Annotated in this window: 17 protein-coding genes and 1 riboswitch; of the genes, 9 read left to right on the forward strand and 8 right to left on the reverse strand. The window is 73.1% G+C overall.

Features of this window, described 5'->3' with window-relative positions; translation table 11 throughout:
• Positions 1–62: 62 nt before the first annotated feature.
• Together GVV04_RS26790 and GVV04_RS26795 are read right to left on the reverse strand one after the other, a co-directional pair.
• Positions 63–698, reverse strand: a complete 636-nt coding sequence (locus GVV04_RS26790) for an alpha-ketoglutarate-dependent dioxygenase AlkB (protein WP_161691733.1) — start codon at positions 696–698, stop codon at positions 63–65.
• 46 nt (positions 699–744) lie between these two features.
• On the reverse strand, positions 745–2070 hold the full coding sequence (locus GVV04_RS26795) for a polysaccharide pyruvyl transferase family protein (RefSeq protein ID WP_161691735.1): 1326 nt from the start codon (positions 2068–2070) through the stop codon (positions 745–747).
• 307 nt (positions 2071–2377) lie between these two features.
• On the opposite strand from GVV04_RS26795, the gene GVV04_RS26800 reads away from it, so the two are divergent.
• The 4 genes from GVV04_RS26800 (at position 2378) to GVV04_RS26815 (ending at position 7298) form a co-directional block, all read left to right on the forward strand.
• Positions 2378–3601 carry an acyltransferase family protein gene (locus GVV04_RS26800; RefSeq protein ID WP_161691737.1) on the forward strand — a complete coding sequence of 408 codons (1224 nt, stop codon included), beginning with the start codon at positions 2378–2380 and terminating at the stop codon, positions 3599–3601.
• A 146-nt stretch (positions 3602–3747) separates the two neighbouring features.
• Positions 3748–4254, forward strand: a complete 507-nt coding sequence (locus GVV04_RS26805) for a hypothetical protein (RefSeq protein WP_161691739.1) — start codon at positions 3748–3750, stop codon at positions 4252–4254.
• A 131-nt stretch (positions 4255–4385) separates the two neighbouring features.
• Positions 4386–5150 (forward strand): hypothetical protein, encoded by a 765-nt coding sequence (locus GVV04_RS26810; RefSeq protein ID WP_161691741.1) that lies wholly within the window; start codon positions 4386–4388, stop codon positions 5148–5150.
• Positions 5151–6087: 937 nt separating this feature from the next.
• Positions 6088–6229, forward strand: a riboswitch (cyclic di-AMP (ydaO/yuaA leader).
• A 235-nt stretch (positions 6230–6464) separates the two neighbouring features.
• Positions 6465–7298 (forward strand): C39 family peptidase, encoded by an 834-nt coding sequence (locus GVV04_RS26815; RefSeq protein WP_161691743.1) that lies wholly within the window; start codon positions 6465–6467, stop codon positions 7296–7298.
• Between the two features lie 244 nt (positions 7299–7542).
• On the opposite strand, the gene GVV04_RS26820 is transcribed toward GVV04_RS26815, so the two are convergent.
• The 4 genes from GVV04_RS26820 to GVV04_RS26835 all read right to left on the reverse strand — a co-directional run bounded on the left by GVV04_RS26820 (position 7543) and on the right by GVV04_RS26835 (position 12647).
• The gene (locus GVV04_RS26820) at positions 7543–9249 is read right to left on the reverse strand and encodes a CDP-glycerol glycerophosphotransferase family protein (RefSeq protein ID WP_161691745.1); all 1707 of its coding nucleotides are present in this window, start codon (positions 9247–9249) and stop codon (positions 7543–7545) included.
• Positions 9250–9292: 43 nt separating this feature from the next.
• Positions 9293–10795 (reverse strand): bifunctional cytidylyltransferase/SDR family oxidoreductase, encoded by a 1503-nt coding sequence (locus tag GVV04_RS26825; protein WP_161691747.1) that lies wholly within the window; start codon positions 10793–10795, stop codon positions 9293–9295.
• 144 nt (positions 10796–10939) lie between these two features.
• Complete coding sequence (locus GVV04_RS26830; protein ID WP_328822588.1) at positions 10940–11758, reverse strand: ABC transporter ATP-binding protein; 819 nt, start codon at positions 11756–11758, stop codon at positions 10940–10942.
• Entirely contained in the window at positions 11751–12647 is an 897-nt protein-coding gene (locus tag GVV04_RS26835; RefSeq protein ID WP_161691796.1) for an ABC transporter permease, read from the reverse strand. The genes GVV04_RS26830 and GVV04_RS26835 overlap by 8 nt, the downstream gene beginning before the upstream one ends.
• A 251-nt stretch (positions 12648–12898) precedes the next feature.
• On the opposite strand from GVV04_RS26835, the gene GVV04_RS26840 reads away from it, so the two are divergent.
• The gene (locus GVV04_RS26840; protein ID WP_161691797.1) at positions 12899–13507 is read left to right on the forward strand and encodes a TetR/AcrR family transcriptional regulator; all 609 of its coding nucleotides are present in this window, start codon (positions 12899–12901) and stop codon (positions 13505–13507) included.
• 51 nt (positions 13508–13558) lie between these two features.
• On the opposite strand, the gene lhgO is transcribed toward GVV04_RS26840, so the two are convergent.
• Positions 13559–14755 carry an L-2-hydroxyglutarate oxidase gene (gene lhgO / locus GVV04_RS26845; RefSeq protein WP_161691749.1) on the reverse strand — a complete coding sequence of 399 codons (1197 nt, stop codon included), beginning with the start codon at positions 14753–14755 and terminating at the stop codon, positions 13559–13561.
• A 118-nt stretch (positions 14756–14873) separates the two neighbouring features.
• On the opposite strand from lhgO, the gene GVV04_RS26850 reads away from it, so the two are divergent.
• The 4 genes from GVV04_RS26850 (at position 14874) to GVV04_RS34605 (ending at position 18636) form a co-directional block, all read left to right on the forward strand.
• Complete coding sequence (locus GVV04_RS26850) at positions 14874–16013, forward strand: DegT/DnrJ/EryC1/StrS family aminotransferase (protein WP_161691751.1); 1140 nt, start codon at positions 14874–14876, stop codon at positions 16011–16013.
• Positions 16014–16039: 26 nt separating this feature from the next.
• The gene (locus tag GVV04_RS26855) at positions 16040–16972 is read left to right on the forward strand and encodes an NAD-dependent epimerase/dehydratase family protein (protein WP_161691753.1); all 933 of its coding nucleotides are present in this window, start codon (positions 16040–16042) and stop codon (positions 16970–16972) included.
• A gap of 71 nt (positions 16973–17043) precedes the next feature.
• On the forward strand, positions 17044–17436 hold the full coding sequence (locus GVV04_RS34600; protein WP_328822590.1) for an acyltransferase: 393 nt from the start codon (positions 17044–17046) through the stop codon (positions 17434–17436).
• A 12-nt stretch (positions 17437–17448) separates the two neighbouring features.
• Positions 17449–18636, forward strand: a complete 1188-nt coding sequence (locus GVV04_RS34605; protein WP_161691755.1) for a glycosyltransferase family 4 protein — start codon at positions 17449–17451, stop codon at positions 18634–18636.
• 72 nt (positions 18637–18708) lie between these two features.
• On the opposite strand, the gene GVV04_RS26870 is transcribed toward GVV04_RS34605, so the two are convergent.
• Positions 18709–19878, reverse strand: coding sequence for a lysylphosphatidylglycerol synthase transmembrane domain-containing protein (locus GVV04_RS26870; protein ID WP_161691756.1), 1170 nt, complete (start codon positions 19876–19878; stop codon positions 18709–18711).
• Positions 19879–20052 lie beyond the last annotated feature (174 nt).

A 20052-nucleotide genomic window follows, 5' to 3' on the forward strand; every position in this document is an offset into this window, starting at 1 on the left:
CCCGGGCGGAGTGGGCACCGGCGGAACGGTGCCGGCGGAACGGTGTCGGGCGCCCCGGCGGGTCAGGCGACGCCGGCGGGACGGAACTGGACGCTGACCCGGGGCCCGACGGGCCGGCTGGTCTTCGGGATCGCGTGTTCCCAGGTGCGCTGGCAGGACCCGCCCATCACCACCAGGTCGCCGTGCCCGAGCGGGAAGCGCAGGCCCGCGCCGCCCCCGCGCGGGCGTAGCAGCAGCGGCCGGGGCGAGCCGAACGAGACGATGGCCACCATCGTGTCGGTGTGCGCGGAGCGGCCCTGGGTGTCGCCGTGCCAGGCGACGCTGTCCCGCCCGTCCCGGTAGAGGCACATTCCGGCCGTCACGAACGGCTCGCCCAGCTCGGGCGCGTAGTGCGCGGTCAGGGCGGCCCGTGCGGCGGTGAGCACCGGGTGGGGGAGTGGCCGGTGGGCGGCGTACCAGCAGAGCAGCCGGGGCACGGCGACCTCGGCGTCGTACATCGTGCGGCGCTCGGCCCGCCACGGCACCTCGGCGAGCAGGGTGTCCAGCACCCGGTCGGAGCCGAGGACCCAGCCGGGCAGGTGGTCCACCCACGCGCCCCGGTCGAGCCGGTGCCGGCGCAGCCGACCGGCGAGCCGGCCGAGCACGGGCCCGTCGGTGGTGAGGTCGAGCATCGACGGCTGGTAGGCGGCACCGTACATGCGCCCATCCTAACGCCGCTTTCGTACGCCTGTACGAGCGGGAGGGTCAGCGGTTGAGCATCCTGCGCATCCGACCGCCCACCGCCGCCCGCACCCGGGTCCGCAGCCGCTGGGCGTTCAGCTCCTCGACGCTCTCCCCGAGTTCCTGGTTCCGGTCGCGCAGCCACTGGATCCGGGCGATCAGCTCGCCGGGGTCGGTGGCCGTCTGGGCGCGGACCGCCGGGGGGAAGCTCGTCTCGGCGACCTGCCGGTCGAAGCGAGCCGCGCTGTCGCCGTCGGCGAAGGTGTGGCCGAGGTCGTGCCGCGCCAGGAACGACATCATCGTGTCGAATCGGGCCTTGTGCCCGTTGTTCAGCGCGGTGTAGTCCGCCTCGTCGTAGAGCGCGACGGCGTCCACGTCGGCCGGCACGTCCGTCATGATCCGGTGCGGGATGTCGAAGTACCGGGCCAGCTCCAGCGTGCGCGAGTCGTGCGCGAACAGGTAGCCCGGGGTGCCGGCGATCAGCGCGGTGATGGTGCCGTGGATGCGGGTGCCGAAGTTGAAGTCGAACCCGGACAGGTAGTCCATCCAGGTCCACGGGTCGACGAACATCCGCACCTTGTCCTCGACGAAGAGCGGGTGCGAGGTGTGGATCGGGATGGCGGCCGTCTTGCCGCGCTCCTCGGGCAGGTCGCCGTAGAGCAGGGTGCCGAGGGTCTTGAGGTCCTGCGGGAGGTAGCGCAGGTTCGGGTAGCGCTGGTGGTGCGAGCTGATCACCTTCGCCATCGACTTGACGTACGGCGAGACGGTCAGCGCCACCCGGTCCTCGACGGTGAGCGTCGCCTTCCGCTTCTCCACCCGCAGACTGTCGCCGTGCAGGAACATCGACGGGCAGCCGATCACGTCGACCGCGGAGAAGCCGAGGGTACGCAGATACCCCTCGGTGATCTCGCCGCGAACGCCGATGCTGTGCGACCGGTCGAGCACCGCCTTCACGAACGCCTTCACCGGTTCGTCGATCGGTCGCAGGTACTCCCGGTCGCCCTTGACGTCGGTCTGCACGCCGACGCCCAGCACCACCACCGGGATCTTCAGCCGCTCGATGAGCCGGGTCAGGGTGCCCAGCCGGGCGGCGTAGCTGCGCCGGAACGCGTTCGCCAGCGGCACCACGAAGACGTCGTACCGCTCGCTGATCTCGTCCGCCTCGCGCGGGTTGGCCCGGAACTCCGACGGGGTGATCTGCGCTGTCGAGGTCTGGAGGATCTTGTGCGCCGAGTGGCTGAACACGAGGTTGCCGGTGTTGTCGCCGATCCAGTTGCGCTCGAATGTCTCCTCCGGCGAGTAGACGTCGAACGGGCCCTTCTTGGCCCGGAGCAGGATCCGCTGGTGCATCGGTGCCGTCCTTCTCGTCGTGTCAGCCCCGTCAGGGGTGCGCCGGTGGGCGCCGACCCGGCGTGGCCCGACGAGGCCGGGGCACGCCGGTTGGTTCCGAGACCGCGATGGTAGGCCATCGGAGGCCCGCTCCTGGCATTCGCGTCCCCCGGCGACCGCCGATGCGGGGGCCGGGCGGCCCCAGCGGGTAGGGTGCCCGGCGGGCGGCACCCGCCGGCCTGTCACGACGAAGCGGCGCGGCCGCCCGAGGCGACACGAGGCGAGGAGGCGCGGTGCTGGTGACCCTGCGGACGGACGGGCCGCCGGCATGACCAGCGCACCGACCGTCGTACGATCCGAGCCGCCGGCCCGCCCGGCGAGCCGGCTGCCCTCGCTGACCGGGCTGCGCTGGATCGCCGCCCTGCTGGTCTTCGGGTACCACGTCGGCACCATGCGGATCGTCGCCGAGCCCGACTACCAGGCCGTCATCGACCGGCTGTTCACCCTGGGCCTGTCCGGGGTGGAGTTCTTCTTCATCCTCAGCGGCTTCGTGTTGGTCTGGTCGGCCCGCGACGGGGACCGCCGACGCGACTTCTGGCGCCGCCGGCTCGCCAAGATCTACCCCAACCACCTGCTGATGTGGGGTGTGGTGCTGCTGACCGGCGTGTGGGTCTTCGCCGACCCGGTCAACCCCCGCGCCGCGGTGGAGAACCTCCTGCTGCTCCAGGCCTGGGACCCGACCCCCGGCTACTTCTACAGCGTCAACTCGGTGAGCTGGTCGCTCTCCTGCGAACTGTTCTTCTACTTCTGCCTGCCGTTCGCGCTGCCGTTGGTCCGCCGGGCGCGGCCCGGGGCGCTGTGGGCGGTGGTGATCGCGGTGCCGCTGCTGATCGTGGCGCTCTGGCCCGGTCAGCGCCTGGTGCCGCAGGAGAGCACCTGGTGGTTCACCCAGGTCTTCCCCGTCGTACGGTCCCTGGAGTTCTGGATGGGCGTCGCCGCCGCCGAGTTGCTGCGCCGAGGGCGCTGGCGGGGTCCCGGCCTCACCGCGGCCAGCGTGATCTTCGTGGCGACCTGGGTCGTCGCCTCGCAGTGGATCCGCGCCGAGCTGTGGACGGCCCTGCTCGCGGCGGCGTACCTGCTGGTCATCGCCGCCGCCGCCGACGCGGACGTGCGCGGCGCGCGGACGCCGTGGCGGTCCCGGCCGATGGTCTGGCTCGGCGAGGTCTCCTTCGCCTTCTACCTGGTGCACGTCTTCGTCATGGTCACCGTGCTGCGGCTGGCCGACCGGCTCGGCGTGGGGCTGCCCGGCTGGTGGGGGCCGCTGGCCGTGGTCGGCTTCCTGCTGGTGAACCTGGGGCTGGCCGCGCTGCTGCACCGGTGGGTCGAGATGCCGCTGACCCGCCGGCTCGGGCCGCCCCGCCGACCCCGCCCGCCGGCTCCCGGCCGCGGGACCGTCCCCGGCGACCCGCCGGGGCCGCCCACGCCGGCGACGACGGCCGCTCCCGGGCCGGAGCGCCCCCGCGAGTACGTCGCCGTGCCCGAGCGGCGCTGACCGGCCGTCCCCGCGCCGCCCGCCGGGGTGCCGCCAACGGGCCCGCGACGGGCGGGCCGGTGGGCCGGGGAGAGCCGGACGATCGGGACGTCGCGACACGCCCCGCCAGCGATGCGCCCCGCCGCCGGCTTCGGTAGCGTGAGCGGGTGCTCTCCGTCGCGCCGGTCTGTCCCCTGTGGTGGGTCGCGCGCTGGACCGCCCGGATGCTCACGAGCCTGGCCGTCGCGGTCGCCTTCTCGCTGGGCGCCGGATCGCTGTCGTTCGACCCGGCGCCGCCCGCCGACGCCCCGGGCGGCCACGCCCCGGCCTGGTCCCTGACCGGCAGCCTGCCCGTCATCGGGGCCCCCGACGCCGGCCCCGTGCCAGCCTGGTCCCTGGTCGGCAGCACGTCCGCCATCGGGGCGTCCGACCACTGCCCCGTTCTGGCAGCCGGGGTGTGTGCGGCGGGCCCCGACCGGGCCGCCGCCAGCACCCTGTCCGCCGCCACCGGCACCCTGTCCGTCGCCGCCGGCATCCCGGCCGCCCCCGCGTACTCCGGCGCGGTCCCGGCCGGCCCGGCGGGCCGGTCCGTGGTCGACCCGGCCCCGGCGTACCGGATGCCCGTCGGCCCCGCCCCGACGACCGCCGGGTCCCGCGCGCCGCCGCGCGGCTGACCCGCCCGCGACACCGCCCCCTCGCGAACCTCACCACCGCACCCGTCCGCCCGGCCCGGTGGCGCCCCCGCGCCCCGCCCGGTGGCGCGCGGAGCCCGCTTCCCGCATCCGCCCTCCGTGAGGTGCCGACCATGGACATCGTTCTCTACCAGTTCCTCGTCGAGGTGCCGCTGGCCGCCGCCATCTGGTCGGTGCTGCTCGTGGTGGCACTCGGCGTGCTCACCGCCCTGGTCGCCCGCCCGCAGCGGGACCGGCCGGCGGTCGACCCCGCCCCGCCCGCCGTCGACCCGGTCATCGACGAGGCCACCGACCTGCGTCGGTACGCCGAGGAGGTGGGGGTGGCCGCCGCTGGCGCCGCCCGGACCGCCCGCCGGCGGCGCGAGGCGTGGCTGACCGCCCAGGCCGCCCTCGATCGGGCCTGGCAGGCGTACGACGAGGCGGAGACCGCCGCGCGGCGCTTCTCCGGCGCGGGGTCCCTGCCGGCTCCGCGCACCCCCCGAACCCCCGCCGAGTACGCCGCCCGGGAGCGCTGGCTGCACCACGCCGCGACGGCCGCCCACCTGCGCGGCGAGCTGTCCATCCGGCAGCTCTGCGACGTCTTCGCGCACCGGGGCGGCTGGGACCCCCGGCTGCACCCGGTCCAGCAGGAGGTCGTGCTGGCCCGGGCGGTGCGGGACGGGAGGCGGGCCGGCCACCGGGCGGCGGCGGCCCGGGAGCGGGCTGCCTGGCGCGACGCCGAGCTGGCCGCCGAGGCCGCCCGGGCGCTGGCCGTCGAGGCGTACGCCGCCGCGGAGCGGGCCCGCCCCGTCCGGTCGCCCGCGCCCCGGGCCGCGACGGCGGCGGCGGGCCGCCGCATCGTCCCCGCCGCCCGCTGGCGCCCGGCCCGGGCCGGCTGACCCGACCCGACCCGACCCCGGGCGGCAGGGCCCCGGCAAAGTCGCGGGGCGTCCGATCCCGCCCGAAGTTCATCCAGCCTCCGGGACTCCTGTTCCGCTGCTTGAGGATGATCCGAGATCCTGGCCAGGGCCAGGGCCAGGGCCAGGGCCTTGGTCACGGTCTCGCCGGTCCTGCGCTGTCTCTGTCTCCGCTCCCGCGAATGCCCCGGGAGGTCGCCGCCACGCCGCCCCATGCCGCCCCGCGCATCGGGCAGGCCGGGTGGCGGCCGGACGATTGCCCCCCGCCGCATCCGGTCGGGGACCTGTCTGTCGGCTCCCTTTGGAGCTGCCCCGTTTACGCGCCCGCTCCATCGGTAGCACAAACGGGGCAGCTCCAAAGGGGCGACGGAGGGTGGACCGACCCGACGGAGGGTGGACCGACCCGATGGCGCACACCCTGGCCGCGCACGCCGGCCGTGCACGCCATCCTCGACCGGCTCGCCGACGGGGCCGACCCGGCGAAGACCGACCCGGCAGGGGGCCGACGATGTCGGTAGCGCACGCATCCCCTGGGACCTGCCAAGCCGGAGACCCTCAAGACTTTGCCGAGGCCCCTGACTCGGCATCACCTGACGACTTCGCCGGACCCCTGCCCCGGGCGGTCGCGTGGCCGCTCCCGGAATTCTTCGTGATGCCGGTCACGGCACCCGGCAAACGGGCAGTCGACCCATCGGGGCGGATCGACCGACACAACTCGCCGACGATCACGACCAATCGTCCGGTTGTCGCCCAACGGCACCCCGAGGACCCGCAGTCCCATTGAGTTACGTCAGTTCCCAATGTGCTGCAAGGAAGTTGGTCGGGGAGGGTTTAGCCAGGTGGGATGGGGTTGGCAGGGCTTCGGCTGGCCAGTAATGTCGGCCCGTCCGGTGCGGTACCCGATCGCAAGAGGCGACGCCGCGCCGACCCGCTCAATCGTGAACATCACGAACCGGGGACCCAGTGCAGTGTGGGGTGAATCCGCGGGCCACGGCTCGCGGTAGGGCGATCTTCCCGCCCGAATCCGTCAGCTAACCCGGTAGGCGGTGTCGGAAGGAGTGCCATCTTCGTGCAGCGCGACCCCATCCCCCGGTTGTTCCTCCACTGCGGCGCAGTGGTGCCCGCGTCCGTCGCCCCTGGGCTGACGAGCTGACCCGCGCACCCGCCCGTACGCCCGGCTGACCGGGCGTCTTCCCAGAGCGGTCCCCAGCGGCCGTGGACGTCTCGTCCGCGCCGCCGTGCGACGACGCATGCCCGGGTGCCCCGCTCTCCGCCCCACCCCCCGTGGAGGAACACGTGAACGACCACCTCAAGCGGCAGTTGCGGCGTCTCGCCACCGAGCGCCCGTACCAGGTTGTCGTCGGCTCGGCCGCAGCGCTCCTGCTGGCCTCCGGCACCGGTGTGCTGCTGGCCGGCGCCGACGACACCCCCGCCCCGCGGCAGACCACCAACGCCGCCGTGGCCGAGATCGCACCCCGCCTCGACGGCGTGGCCAGCCGCGCCCAGGCCCGGGTCGGCGCGACCGCGTCGCCGAGCGCCACCACGGCTGCGCCGAACCCCGACCTGACCACCAAGGCGGCCCCGAAGCAGACCACGGCGAAGGCAGCCTCCCCGAAGCCGCCGTCGTCGAAGTCCCTCGACTACGACTACCAGGCGCAGACCACCTACTTCTACTGCGGCCCCGCGGCGGTTCGCAACGCGCTCTCCGCCACCGGCGTCGAAGGCACCCAGGACGGGCTGGCCAGCCGCCTCGGCACCACCGAGATGGGCACCAACTCGGCCGAGGACACCACCCGGGTGCTCAACGAGATGGTCAAGGGCGACCCGTACCGGACCCGGATGATCGCGGGCGGCTCCGCCACCCGGGCCCAGATCGACCGGCTCCAGGCCGACGTGGTGACGGCGGTCGGTGCCGGGCGCGGCGTCGTGGTGAACATCGCCGGCGACGCCACCGACGTCGACGGCGACTGGCACTCCTTCCCCGGCGGCCACTACATCGCCGTCGTCGGCTACCGCAACGACGGCAGCACCGTGCGGATCGCCGACTCGGCCAACCCGGCCGCCCCGGCGTACTGGATCAGCACCACCGCCCTGGCGCACTGGGCGGCGACCAGGGGCTACTCGGCCTGATCACCTTCCCCCCACCGGCCCCGGCTCTCCCTGTGAGCCGGGGCCGGTGCCGTCTCACCCCGGCCGGGCACCGCGGCCGTCCTAAGGCGCGGAACGGAGTTCCCGGAAGATGGACGAACGTCGGGCGGGATCGACAGGGGCGGAGGCGGCGACCAGCGCGGCGGGACGGGGCTTCGGACGGGAGGCCGCGTTGATCAAGAGGTTCCGGTCAGCTCCGGTCTCAACCCTGACGCGAACCCCTTGGTCAATGCGGGAAGCGGGAGGGCGTGGGGGAGGACGGGGTGGGGCGGGGGGTGGGGGGAGTCCAGGTCGGGTTCAGTTCGTGGCGGGCTGCCGTGAGGAATGCCTCGGCGTACTGCTGGGTGGGGAAGTCGCCCAGGTAGCGGGAGCGGGTGGCCCAGCGGGCCGTTGCCTGCGGGTCGGTGTCGAGCAGCTGGTCGAGCACCTCGTCGAGGTTGGCCGCGTCGCGCCGCAGCACGTAGCCCGAGCCGGCCAGGGGGAACAGCTCGACGAACCGGTCGCCGTCGCCGCCCATGTCCGTGACCGCGTACGGCTTGCCGGAGTAGAGGTAGTCGGAGATCACCCCGGAGACGTCCGAGAGCAGCGCGTCGGAGCGGTTCACGCAGTCGACCAGGGACATCTCCCGGCTGGCCGCAGCGCCCCAGACGTGCTGCCGGCCGGTGCGGGCCCGGTCCGCGGTGAGCAGCTCCGCGAGCCGGGCGAGCTGCCGCGCCGACGCCGGGTTCTGCCCGGTGTACGGGTGGGCGCGCAGGATCACCGTCGCGCCCCGGGCCAGCAACCCCCGGACGATGGTCTCGCCCACCGGCAGGGAGCAGTAGTTCGCGTCGGCGTGGTGCCCGGTCCAGGTCGGGGTGTAGAGCACCGTCGGGTTCGCCAGGCCGGGGGTCGGCTCCCGGCGTACCTCGATCGACTCGACCTGCGGACGGCCGACCACGACGAACTTCTCCGCCGGGATGTCCACCCCGGCGCGGGCATACCGGTCGATCGCGGCCGGGCCGGCCACGAAGATCCGGTCGAAGATCGCCGAGACCGGGTTGGCGCTGGGCGCCTTGTCGCTGTCGCCGTGGTGGATCTGCACGTGGGTGAGCTGGGTGAACCGGATGCAGTGGCTGTTCTTCGCCCCGTGGTTGACGTAGAACGCCACCTTGAGACTCGGCACCAGCGCCTCGTCCATTGCCTTCAGGGTGGGGCAGTACACCACCGGGGCCGTGGTGGCCGCGGCGATCGGGGCGAGGAACTCCGGCTCCCGCACCATCACGAGGAACGGCCGGCCGATCCGCTCCAGGTAGGGCAGCCACATGGTGACCTGGTACTCCGATCCCGGCGGGGCGGAGAAGTGCAGCAGGAACTCCGGCTGGTGCGCCCGCAGCGCCCGGGTCACCGCCCCGCCCCCGGTCCCCGGCCGGAACCGCCGGCGGGCCAGGTCCAGGGCCACCGCCCCGACGCCCGCGCCGACGCCCAGCGCCAGCAGCAGGGCGACGAACGCCGGCAGCGCCAGCGCGGCGGCCAGCGCCACCGCGGCGAGCAGCACCAGCAGGGCGTCGCCCAGCCGGCCGGCGACCAGCGGGGCCCACGACCGGGCCGGGAGGTTGGCGGCCCGGATCTCCAGGTCCCCGGCCTGCCGCAGCGGGCCCACCAGCAGCACCAGCCCCAGCAGCACCAGGGCCGTGGCGGCCAGCGCCGGGTCGAAGCCGGCGTCGAGCCGGCGGGCGTACCCGACCAGGATGCCGGCCGCGAGCAGCACCGACTCGGCGGTGCTGTCGGCGGCCGGCCGGATCCGGCGCTCCCAGCCGGCGGCGGCCAGGGCCGCCACCGCGAGCGCCAGCCCCCAGCCGGTCGCCCCGGTCAGCGCGAGGACGAGGAACGCCAGCACGGCGAGGCCGGTGGTCGCCACCCGGGCGGTCAGCTTCCTGACCAGGTCACCACGCATGTCGCTCCCGCTTCTTCCGCCGTGTTGCGGTGGCCGTCGTCGCTCAGCCGGCCGTGGCCGGGGTCGCCGCCGGGCCGCCCTGGGCGGGAACGTTCGCGGCGGGGCCCTCGCCCGGAGCCCGCCGGACGTCGATGACCTGCCCGGTCAGCTCGGAGACCAGCACGTCCAGCGAGGACTGGGCGACGGTCTCCGCGGCGAGCAGGGTGTGCTCCGGCTCCTCGCCGAACGCCTTGGTGCGCATCGGGGTGGCGGTGCGCTCCGGGTTGATGCAGTTGACCCGTACGCCGAACTCGGCCCACTCGTCGGACAGCGCCTGGGTCAGGTTGACCAGCGCGGCCTTCGTGGCCGAGTAGAGCGCGTAGCGGGCCCGGCCCCGGGTGTACGAGCTGGAGGTGTAGAGCAGGAGCTGGCCCTTGGTCTGCTGCAGGTACGGCAGGGACTGCCGGGCGATGGTGACGGGGCCGACGAAGTTGACCTGTAGGACCCGGTCCATGGTCTCCTGGTCCATCTCCGCCAGCTCGCCCTTCTCCAGGATGCCGGCGGTGACCACCACGTGGTCGATGCGGCCGGTGGCCTCGAAGGCGGTCTTCAGCGCGGCCTCGACGTCGGCGGCCCGCTCGACGTGGGTGCCGGTGCTGGAGCGGCTGAACGGGAAGACCTGGGCGCCGTAGCGGCGGGCCAGCTCGGTCAGCTCGTGGCCGATGCCGTAGCTGCCGCCGAAGACGACGATGGTCCGGCCGGTCAGCTCCTCGGTGTAGCTGCGGTGGTCGGTCAGCCGGGGGGCCTGCGCGGCGGCGAGCTGGAAGAGCTTGTCCGCGAGGTGCACGTCGACCGGGTGGGTGACCTTGATGTTCTCGTCCGAGCCGTCGATCACCTTGATCGGGGTGCCGGGCAGGTAGCGCAGCACCACGCCGCAGTCGTCGGTGGCGGCGAAGTTCGCGTCACCCCCGGCGATCCGGTACGCCTCCCGGATGGTGCCCGAGCGGAACGCCTGCGGGGTCTGGCCCCGGCGCAGGGTGGAGCGGACCGGGATGTCGGTGATGCACTCGTTCTCGTCGACCTGGATGATCGTGTCGGCCGAGGGGATCGCCACGTCGACCGCCGTGTAGGTCCAGAGCGCGTTCACGCACTCCCGGACGATCCGGCCGCTGAGCAGCGGGCGCACCGCGTCGTGGAAGAGGATGTTGACGTCGCCCTCGCCGACGGCGTCCAGGGCGATCCGGGTGGTCGCGTTGCGGGTGTCGCCGCCCTCGATGACCTTGCTGACCTTGCGGAAGCCGGCCTTGTCGACGATCTGCTGGGCGTCGGGGACGTGCCCGGCGGCCATCAGCACGATGATCTCGTCGATCTCGGGGGCCGCCTCGAAGACCGCCAGGGTGTGCTCGATGATCGGCTTGCCGGCGATCTTCAGGAGCTGCTTCGGGATGCCCAGGCCCAATCGGGTCCCGGTGCCACCGGCCAGCACCACCGCCACCGTCCGCGAGGGCCGCCACGGCGCCGGGGTCTCCGGTGTGGCGTCCGGGCCAGTGGTGTGGTCCTGCGTCATTGCCGATCCTCACTCTCAGGGAATGCCAGAACGATGGGTGACGGCCGTGTGGCGGCCCGGTGAACCATAACGCGTCCACCGCGTCGCCCCCCAGGGACGACGCGGTGGACCGACACCCGCACGACGCCGTACGGATGCCGGAACTTATTTACCGTTGGAGAAGTCCTCGTACGCGCGCAGCACCTCGTCGGTCGGCCCGTCCATCCGCAGCTCGCCCGATTCCAGCCAGATCGTCCGCTCGCACGTGTCCCGGACCGAGGAGAGCTGGTGGCTGACCAGGAACACCGTGCCGGCGCCCTCCCGCAGCTCCCGGACCCGCTGCTCGCTGCGCTTGCGGAACCCCTTGTCGCCGGTGGCGAGGGCCTCGTCGATCAGCAGCACGTCGTGCTTCTTCGCCGCCGCGATGGAGAACCGCAGCCGGGCCGACATGCCGGAGGAGTACGTCCGCATCGGCAGCGAGGCGAAGTCGCCGCGCTGGTTGATCCCGGAGAACTCGATGATGTCCGGGGCCAGCCGCTGCACGTCGTCGGGGTGCATGCCCATGGCGAGGCAGCCCAGCGTGACGTTCCGTTCGCCGGACAGGTCGTTGAGCAGGGCGGCGTTGACGCCCAGCAGGGACGGCTGACCCTGGGTGTAGACCGCGCCCCGGTTCACCGGCAGCAGGCCGGCGATGGCCCGCAGCAGGGTGGACTTGCCGGAGCCGTTGCTGCCGATCAGCCCGACCGCCTCGCCCCGGTACGCGGTGAAGCTGACCCCCTTGACCGCGTGCACCTCGCGGATGTTCGGCGCCGAGGTGCGGGACGCGATCCGCTTCAGCGCGGCCACTGGGCTGGTGCCGCCGCTGGCGCCCTTGTGCACCCGGTAGATCACGTGCGCGTCGTCGACCACCACGGTCGGGATGCGCTCGGTGATCGTGGGCAGCGCCACGGTGACGTCGTTGGACGTCTCGATGTGCTCAGCCACGGCCGTACTCCTGTTCGCCCCGCCAGAAGTAGATGAAACCACCCACACCCATCACGACCGCCCAGCCCACCGCGTACAGCCAGAGCTGGAGCATCGAGGAGTTGAGCAGCGGCGCACCCTCCAGCAGCGCGTGCCGGGCCAGCTCGATGTAGACCAGCATCGGGTTCGCCTCGACCAGCCTGGTCGCCCAGCCGGGCAGGTTCTCCTCGAACAACGCCACGTTGTAGAGGACGCCGGAGCCGTACATCCAGGTGCGCAGCAGGAACGGCATGACCTGCTTGAGGTCGGCGATCTTCGACCCCGCCCGGGCCACCGCCATGGTGAGCCCGGCGTTGAACAACGCCTGGAGCAGCACCACCGGCACCAGCAGCAGCCACTCGACGGTGAGCGGCTCGCCGGTCACCAGCACGATGCCGACGAGCACCACCAGCGAGGCCAGCAGCTGCTGGAACTGGGTGAGCATGACGGCCAGCGGCAGGCAGGCCCGGGGGAAGTGCAGCGCCCGGATCAGCCCCAGGTTGCCGGTGATCGACTGGGTGCCGTTCTGCACCGCGGTCTGGGTGAAGTTGAAGATGAACAGCCCGGCCGTGAGGTACGCGATGAAGTTCGGGATGCTGTTCTGCTTCAGCACCAGGCCGAAGATCAGGTAGTAGACCGCCGCGTTGGTCAGCGGGGTGAGTACCTGCCAGAGCTGGCCGAGCCGGGCGTTGCTGAACGAGGCGACCAGCTTGGCGTTGGAGTACGCGGCGATGAAGTGCCGGTACGTCCACAGGCGGCGGGTGTAGTCCGCCAGGGACGGCCGTTCGCCGGCGACCCGCAGCCCGTACCGGGCGGCCAGCTGCGCCTGGGTCAGGCCGGCGTCGGGGTCGGCCAGCGCGGTGTTGGCCATGGGATGGGCGCTCCGATCTTTTCGTACCAACGGGATGCGCGCGACGACGGATTCGAACGGGTCGAGCGTGGCCGGTGCGTGGAGCGCCGCCTCGTCGCTGCGTGGAAGGTAGTCCATAAACACGTCGGGACGCAACCGTACCGTCGTTGCGGTACATTGTCCCACGTGACAGCCGAGAAGAGCCTCCCGTGACGCCCGAGAAAGAGTCTGTCGTGACCACCGAGAAGAGGCGGGCGCCGGCCGGCGCGGCGGTGCTCCGGGGCGACATCACCAGGGCCATCCGCCGCGCGCTGATGCAGGAGCTCGCCGCGGTCGGCTACGGCCGGCTCTCCATCGAGGCGGTCGCCCGGCGGGCCGGGGTCAGCAAGACGGCGATATACCGGCGGTGGAGCTCGAAGCTGGAACTGGTCCTGGAGGTCGTCGTCGCGGCGGCCGGCAGCAAGCTGCCGGCGCTGGACACCGGCACCGTGCGCGGCGACCTCGCCCTGCTGTTCAAGCTGGTCACCCACGCCCTGAGTCACCCGCTGGCCTCGCAGATCATCCCCGACCTGCTGGCCGAGGCGGCCCGCAACCCCGAGATCGACGAGGCCCTCCAGGTGGTGCTGCGGGCCAAGCAGCAGGAGATCGGCGGGTCGCTGGTCGCCCGGGCCGTCCAGCGCGGCGAGCTGCCCACCGGCACCGACCCCGGCGCGGCCGTGGACCTCGTCGTCGGGCCGCTCTACTGGCGGCTGGCGATCGCCCGGTCCACCCCGGCCCAGGCGTACCTCGACGCGCTGGTCGAGGCCGTGGCGGTCGGCCTCGGCGCGGCCCCGGCCGTGCCCCGGCAGCGGGACGCGACCCCGCCGGCGGCCTCCGCCTGAACCGCCCCGCCCTCTCACCGCCCCGCTCCGCCGCCGGCAGCCCGGGCGTCGTCAGCGCCCGGCTTCGGTCGGGAGCCGGGACACGATGTGCCGGGCGATCTCCAGCGAACTGGTCGCGGCGGGGGAGGGCGCGTTGAGCACGTGCACCTGCCGGTCCGCCTCGACGATCAGGAAGTCGTCGACCAGGCCGCCGTCGGGCAGGATCGCCTGGGCGCGCACCCCGGCGCCGGCCGGGACGATGTCCGCCGGGGTCAGCTCCGGCACCAGCCGGGCCAGGCTCGCGGCGAACTTCTTCCTCGACAGCGACCGGGCCACCTCGGTCAGGCCGTACCGGTAGTGCCGGCGGGCCAGCGCCCACAGCCCGCGGTAGGACAGCTCGTCCCAGACGTCGCGCGGGCTGACCCGGCCCCACGAGTAGCCCTCCCGGGCGGTGGCCAGCACGGCGTTCGGCCCGGCGTGCACGCTGCCGTCGATCATCTTGGTCAGGTGCACCCCGAGGAACGGGAACTGCGGGTCCGGCACCGGGTAGATCAGCCCCCGCACCAGGTCGCGCCGCTGCGGGGTCAGCTCGTAGTACTCGCCCCGGAACGGCACGATCCGCACGGGCGTGGGCACCCCGGCCAGCCGGGAGATCCGGTCGGCGTGCAGCCCCGCGCAGTTGATCAGCACGTCGCCGAGCACCTCGCCCGTGGTGGTGGTGACCACCACGCCGTCGGGCCGGTTGGTCACCCCGGTCACCTCGGTGCGGGTGCGCAGGTCCGCCCCGGCGGCGGCGAGCAGCTCAGCCAGTTTCCGGCAGACCGCGCCGAAGTCGACGATGCCCGTCGAGGCGATGTGCAGCGCGGCGACGGCCGCCACGTGCGGCTCGTACTCGGCGACCTCGGCCGCCTCGATCAGCCGCGCCGGCAGCCCGTTGGCGCTCGCCCGCTCGTGCAGGGCGTGCAGCCGGGGCAGCTCCGCCGGGTCGGTGGCGACGATCAGCTTGCCGCAGATCTCGTACGACAGCCCGTGCGCGTCGCAGAACTCGACCATCGACGCGCTGCCGGCCTTGCACATGGTGGCCTTCAGGCTGCCCGGCTTGTAGTAGACGCCGGCGTGGATGACCCCTGAGTTGTGGCCGGTCTGGTGCGTCGCCCAGCCGGCCTCCTTCTCCAGCACGGTCACCGAGTCGCCGGGGCGGTCGGTCACCAGCCGGTGCGCCACCGCCAGGCCGACGATGCCGCCACCCACGACCACGAACCTAGTCATCTCATCTCCCCTGCCGGCGCCGCCACAGATGGTAACGAAGTCGCCCGGCGCGTCCGATTCGCGTCCGACCCGCACGGGTGGCCTACACTGCTGCGGGTCCAATTTCTCGGGGAGTCACATGTCTGAGGTCATCGCGCTCGGTCAACCCACGGTCGGCGAGGCCGAACTCGCCGCAATCGCCGAGGTCTTCGCCTCCGGCTGGCTCGCGGGCTCCGGTCCCACCAGCCTCCGGTTCGAGGAGCGCTTCGCCGCCGCCGTCGGCACCCGGCACGCGCTCGCCACCAGCAACTGCGGTTCGGCGCTGCACCTGGCGCTGCTCACCCTCGGGGTCAAGCCCGGCGACGAGGTGGTCGTGGCCGACTACACGTTCCCGGCCACCGGCCACTCGGTGATGTGGGCCGGCGCGAAGCCGGTCTTCGCCGACGTCCGGCCGGACACCTGGACGGTCGACCCGGCCGCGGTCGAGGCGGCGATCACCCCGCGCACCGTCGGGATCATCGCCGTCGACGCCTTCGGCCAGCCCGCCGACTACGACGAGCTGCGCGCCGTCGCCGACAAGCACGGGCTGTTCCTGGTCGAGGACGCCGCCTGCGCGGCCGGCGCGACCTACAAGGGGCGCCCCGCCGGCAGCCTGGCCGACGTGGCGACCTTCAGCTTCCACGGCCGCAAGGGGATCACCGCCGGCGAGGGCGGGGCGTACGTCACCGACCGCGAGGACCTCGCCGCGCACGCCCGCAAGCTGCGCACCTATGGGGTGGAGGGCGCGCTCGCCCGCGCCGAGCTGTCCCACCTGCCCATCCCGGTCTTCACCGAGCTGGGCTACAACTACCGGCTCTCCGACGTGGCCGCGGCGATCATGATCGCCCAGCTCGACCGGCTGCCGGACCTGCTGGCCGCGAAGCGGCGCTCCGCGGCCCGCTACGGCGAGCTGCTCAAGGACCACGAGCTGATCACCACCCCGTACGAGGCCCCGGACCGCGAGCACCCGTGGCAGTCGTACGTGGTCACCCTCGACCCCTCGGTGGACCGGGGCGCGGTCGCCCTCCAGTTGCGCCAGCGCGGCGTGCAGTGCACCTTCGGCACGTACGCCTCGCACGTGCAGCCGCTCTACGGGCAGACCGACCCGTGCCCGGTGTCGGCGGACCTGTTCGCCCGGCACCTGGCCATCCCGATGCACGCCAACCTCACCGACGCCCAGGTCGAGACCGTCGCCGCCACCCTGGTCGACGTCGTCGCCAGCGCGGCCTCCGGCCGCTGATCCCCCCAGGAAGGACACTGTCCCCCATGTCGAAGCAGACCGTCTTCATCACCGGAGGCGCGGGCTTCATTGGCCTGCACGTGGTGCCGTTGTTGCTGGAGAAGGGCTACCGGGTCCGCATCTTCGACAACATGTTCCGGGGCGACCGGGGCCGCGTCGCGGAGCTGGTGGCCACCGGCGACGTCGAGCTGATCGACCAGGACGTCCGCTACGGTGGCGCCGTGCACGCGGCCATGAAGGGCTGCGAGTACGTCATCCACCTGGCCGCCGTCTCGATCAACAAGAGCCAGGCCGACCCGCACGAGTCGATCGACATCAACATGGTCGGCAACCACAACGTCTTCGCCGCCGCCGCCGACCACGGCGTGAAGCGGCTCGTGTTCGCCTCCTCCGCCTCGGTGTACGGCGACCCGCAGAAGCTGCCGATGCACGAGGACGACCGGCTCGACCCGCTCACCCCGTACTGCATCTCGAAGCGGGCCGGTGAGGACCTGCTCGCCTTCTACCAGCGCAGCAAGGGCCTCAACTGGATCGCCCTGCGCTTCTTCAACGTCTACGGCCCCGGCCAGAAGCCGACCGCGTACTACACCTCGGTGATCAACCACTTCGTGAAGCGGCTCAAGAACGGCGAGCCGCCGGTCATCGACGGCAAGGGTGAGCAGTCGATGGACTTCATCCACGTCCACGACATCGCCCGTTCGGTGGTCGCGGCGATGGAGGCCGAGCAGGGCAACGTGCCGGTCAACATCGGCACCGGCATCGACACCTCGGTCGCCACCCTCGCCGAGATCCTGATCAAGGCCGTCGGGGTGGACGTGGAGCCGCAGTTCAACCCGCGCGAGGTGCTGGTCAGCCGCCGGGCGGCGGACATCACCCGGGCCCGCGAGGTGCTCGGCTGGGAGCCGAGCATCGCCGTCGGCGACGGAATGACCGACCTGATCAAGACCGAGGTGGCGTGACCCAGCCGCCGTCCGCCGGGGGCCCGTCGTCGCACGGGCTCCCGGCGAACCCGTACAACCCGCACGCCTGGGTGATCGGCGAGCCGGAGGTCGGCGCGGGGACGTGGATCGGCGCGTTCACCGTCATCGACGGCTCGGGCGGGCTGACCATCGGCGCGGGCTGCGACATCAGTTGCGGCGCGCAGATCTACACCCATTCCACCGCCCGGCGTTGCGTGTCGGGCCGGGCCCATGCTTCCGTGGACCGTGCGCCGGTGCGGATCGGCGACCGCGTCTTCATCGGGGCGAACGCGACCGTGATGATGGGCGTCACCGTCGGCGACGGTGCGGTCATCGGCGCGGGCGCGGTGGTCACCAGGGATGTCCCACCCGGTGCGGTTGTGGCGGGGGTGCCTGCCAGGGTGGTCTCCACAGTCGAGCTGGACGGGCCCGATGTCCGGTTCGTTCCGGTTACGGATAGCTAGGAGCTCCGGTCCGTGCGTATCGCAGTGGTCAACAACTTCTTCCCGCCCCGGCCGGGAGGCAGCTCCCACCTGTCCGAGTCGCTGGCCATCGGCTACGCGGCGGCCGGGCACGAGGTGCTGGTGCTGACAGCCGCCTACCAGGACGCGCCGGCCGAGGAACACCGCGACGGCCTGCGCATCGTCCGGCTGCCCGCCTGGATGCTGCCGCAGACCAGGCTCGCGGTGAGCTTCGACATCTCGTTCACCAGCCGCCCCACCATCCTGCGCCGGGTGCGTCAGATCCTTGACGAGTTCCGCCCCGACGTGATTCACCAGCACGGGCAGTTCTTCGACCTGACCTGGGCCAGCGCGATGTACTCCCGCAAGCGGCGGGTGCCGGCGCTGCTGTCCATCCACACCCGGCTGGAGAACCCGCAGGCCCGCTACGCCAAGGTGTTCCGCGGCCTGGACGCCACCCTGGTCAAGCCGTTCATGCGCCGGTCGAAGCCGCGGCTGGTGGTGATGGACGTGCTCATGCAGGAGTACATCGAGCAGCGCTACCGGGGTGCCCACTCCGGGCTGGTGCCGATCCCCGTCGGCGTGGACCCGGGCTGGGTGCTCGGCGGCAACGGCCAGCGGGTCCGGGAGAAGCACGGCCTGGGCAACGCCCCGGTGATCCTGTCGGTGGGCCACGTCATCCCGCTGCGCGACCGGATCGCCCTGGTCGAGACGCTGCCGAAGGTGCTGGCGGCGGTCCCGGACGCGAAGCTCGTCGTCGCCGGGCACGTCTACTACGGGATGTTCCAGGAGCGGGCGAAGGAGCTCGGCGTCGACCACGCGGTCGTCGCCGTCGGCAAGGTCGCCAAGAACGAGATCCCGGACTACCTGGCCGCCGCGACCGTGGAGTCCCATGAGCAGGGGATCGGCCTCGGCACCGCCACCCTGGAGGCGATGGCCGCCGGGGTGCCGGTGGTGGCGCCGGCCCGGGAGGACAACTTCCCCGGCATCGCGCTGCGGGACGGGGAGAACGTACTGCTCTGCCGCCCCGGCGACGTCGAGGGCCTGGCCGACCGGCTGGTGGCCGCGCTCACCGACCCCGCGCTGGCCAAGCAGATCGGCGTCAACGGGCAGGCGCTGATCCGGGACCGGTTCAGCCTGGACCGGGTGCTCCAGCGGCACCTCGACGTGCTCACCGAGATGGCGGCGACCCGCCGCCGCTGACCGCGTACGAGAAGGGGCCCGCCGGTTTCCCGGCGGGCCCCTTCTTCGTCGGTCTGTGCGGCCGTGGACGGCTCAGCGGGGGGCGGGGTCGCCGGCCTGCTGCTCCTGGCTGCCGGCGCGGGGAGCGGGGGCGACGGGCGTGGCATACGGGGCCCGCCCGGCGGTGGCCGCGGCCGGCCCGGGGACGCTCGGCGCGGCCTTGGCGTCCGCCTCGCCGGTGACCCGGCGGACCTGGCGCATCCCGGAGAGCGCGGCGATGCCCGCGGCGAGCAGGTCGGCGACGGTGAAGATCAGCCGGGAGGCCAGCGCGATGCCGGTGGCGGCGCCGATCCCGCCCGCCGAGGTCAGGAACGGCGCCATCGTGGCGACGAGGACGGCCTCGCGCACGCCGAGCCCGGACGGGGAGAGGAACGCGAACATCCCGACCGTCATGGCGATGGCGAACGACCCGATGCTGCGCAGCAGGCCGCCGACGCCGGGCGCCGCCTGCGCGTTGGCCAGCAGCCACAGGTGGACGCCGAACAGGGTGTAGCCGAGGGCGCTCCAGCCGACCACCCGCAGCACCCCGGGCAGGGTGAGCTTGTGGTGCAGCGGTTCCCGGCGCAGGACCTTGAGGACGAGCTGGATGAGCCGGGTCAGCACCGCCGGGATCGCGCAGATCAGAGCGATCGGGAAGAGGATGGCGACGATCCAGAGCGCGACCCGGACCGGCTCGGCGTACTCCGAGTCGGTCGCCGTGGTCGCGTCGAGCAGGGCGGGGAGGCTGAGCAGGCCGACGCCGAGCGCGGCGACGACGCCGAGGCCGAGGGCCACCAGGGTGGCCAGGAAGGCCCGCGCCCGGGGCAGCCCGGCCCGCCGGCCCAGCTCCATCTGGAGCACGTACGCCCAGACGCTGCCGGGGATGTACTTGCCGAGCTGGCCCACCATGCAGATCCGCAGCGCGGCCGGGACGGAGACCTTGTGCTCCAGGTCCCCGGCGGCGGCCCGCCAGGCCATCGAGTTGGCGAACATGCCGGCCAGCACCGCGAGCACGGCCAGCAGCACCGACGACCAGGCGAGGCCCAGCCAGGTCTCCCGGACGTCGGGCCACTGGTTGACGACGCTCCAGATCATGCCGGCCGCGATGGCGGCGATCACCACGACCCGGACGCCCAGTGACAGCCACCGGGACGCGCCCTTGGCCGGGGCGGCCTGCTCGGCCGGGGGGCCTGCGCCTTCTACCTGCGTCGCGGTCTCTGCCACGGCGTTCCTGCCTCCGCGTCGCGTCCGCCCGCACGGGCGGTAATGGGGACAACAATCGGCCGAGACTAGCGCAGGAGCGGAATCGCCACGAACCCGGTCGCCCGGTGAGTCGGGGACGCTACGGTCCGGTGTCCCGAGTGGCGGGATTCTCCACGCCTCGGTCCTGATGTGCCC

The sequence above is a fragment of the Micromonospora rubida genome (assembly GCF_009908295.1).
GTDB lineage: Bacteria > Actinomycetota > Actinomycetes > Mycobacteriales > Micromonosporaceae > Micromonospora > Micromonospora rubida.

Coding starts and splice junctions, on each gene's coding strand:
- GVV04_RS26790 (WP_161691733.1), bottom strand. CDS start 698: ATGTACGGTGCCGCCTACCAGCCGTCGATGCTCGACCTCACCACCGAC.
- GVV04_RS26795 (WP_161691735.1), bottom strand. CDS start 2,070: ATGCACCAGCGGATCCTGCTCCGGGCCAAGAAGGGCCCGTTCGACGTC.
- GVV04_RS26800 (WP_161691737.1), top strand. CDS start 2,378: ATGACCAGCGCACCGACCGTCGTACGATCCGAGCCGCCGGCCCGCCCG.
- GVV04_RS26810 (WP_161691741.1), top strand. CDS start 4,386: ATGGACATCGTTCTCTACCAGTTCCTCGTCGAGGTGCCGCTGGCCGCC.
- GVV04_RS26820 (WP_161691745.1), bottom strand. CDS start 9,249: ATGCGTGGTGACCTGGTCAGGAAGCTGACCGCCCGGGTGGCGACCACC.
- GVV04_RS26825 (WP_161691747.1), bottom strand. CDS start 10,795: ATGACGCAGGACCACACCACTGGCCCGGACGCCACACCGGAGACCCCG.
- GVV04_RS26835 (WP_161691796.1), bottom strand. CDS start 12,647: ATGGCCAACACCGCGCTGGCCGACCCCGACGCCGGCCTGACCCAGGCG.
- lhgO (WP_161691749.1), bottom strand. CDS start 14,755: ATGACTAGGTTCGTGGTCGTGGGTGGCGGCATCGTCGGCCTGGCGGTG.
- GVV04_RS26850 (WP_161691751.1), top strand. CDS start 14,874: ATGTCTGAGGTCATCGCGCTCGGTCAACCCACGGTCGGCGAGGCCGAA.
- GVV04_RS26855 (WP_161691753.1), top strand. CDS start 16,040: ATGTCGAAGCAGACCGTCTTCATCACCGGAGGCGCGGGCTTCATTGGC.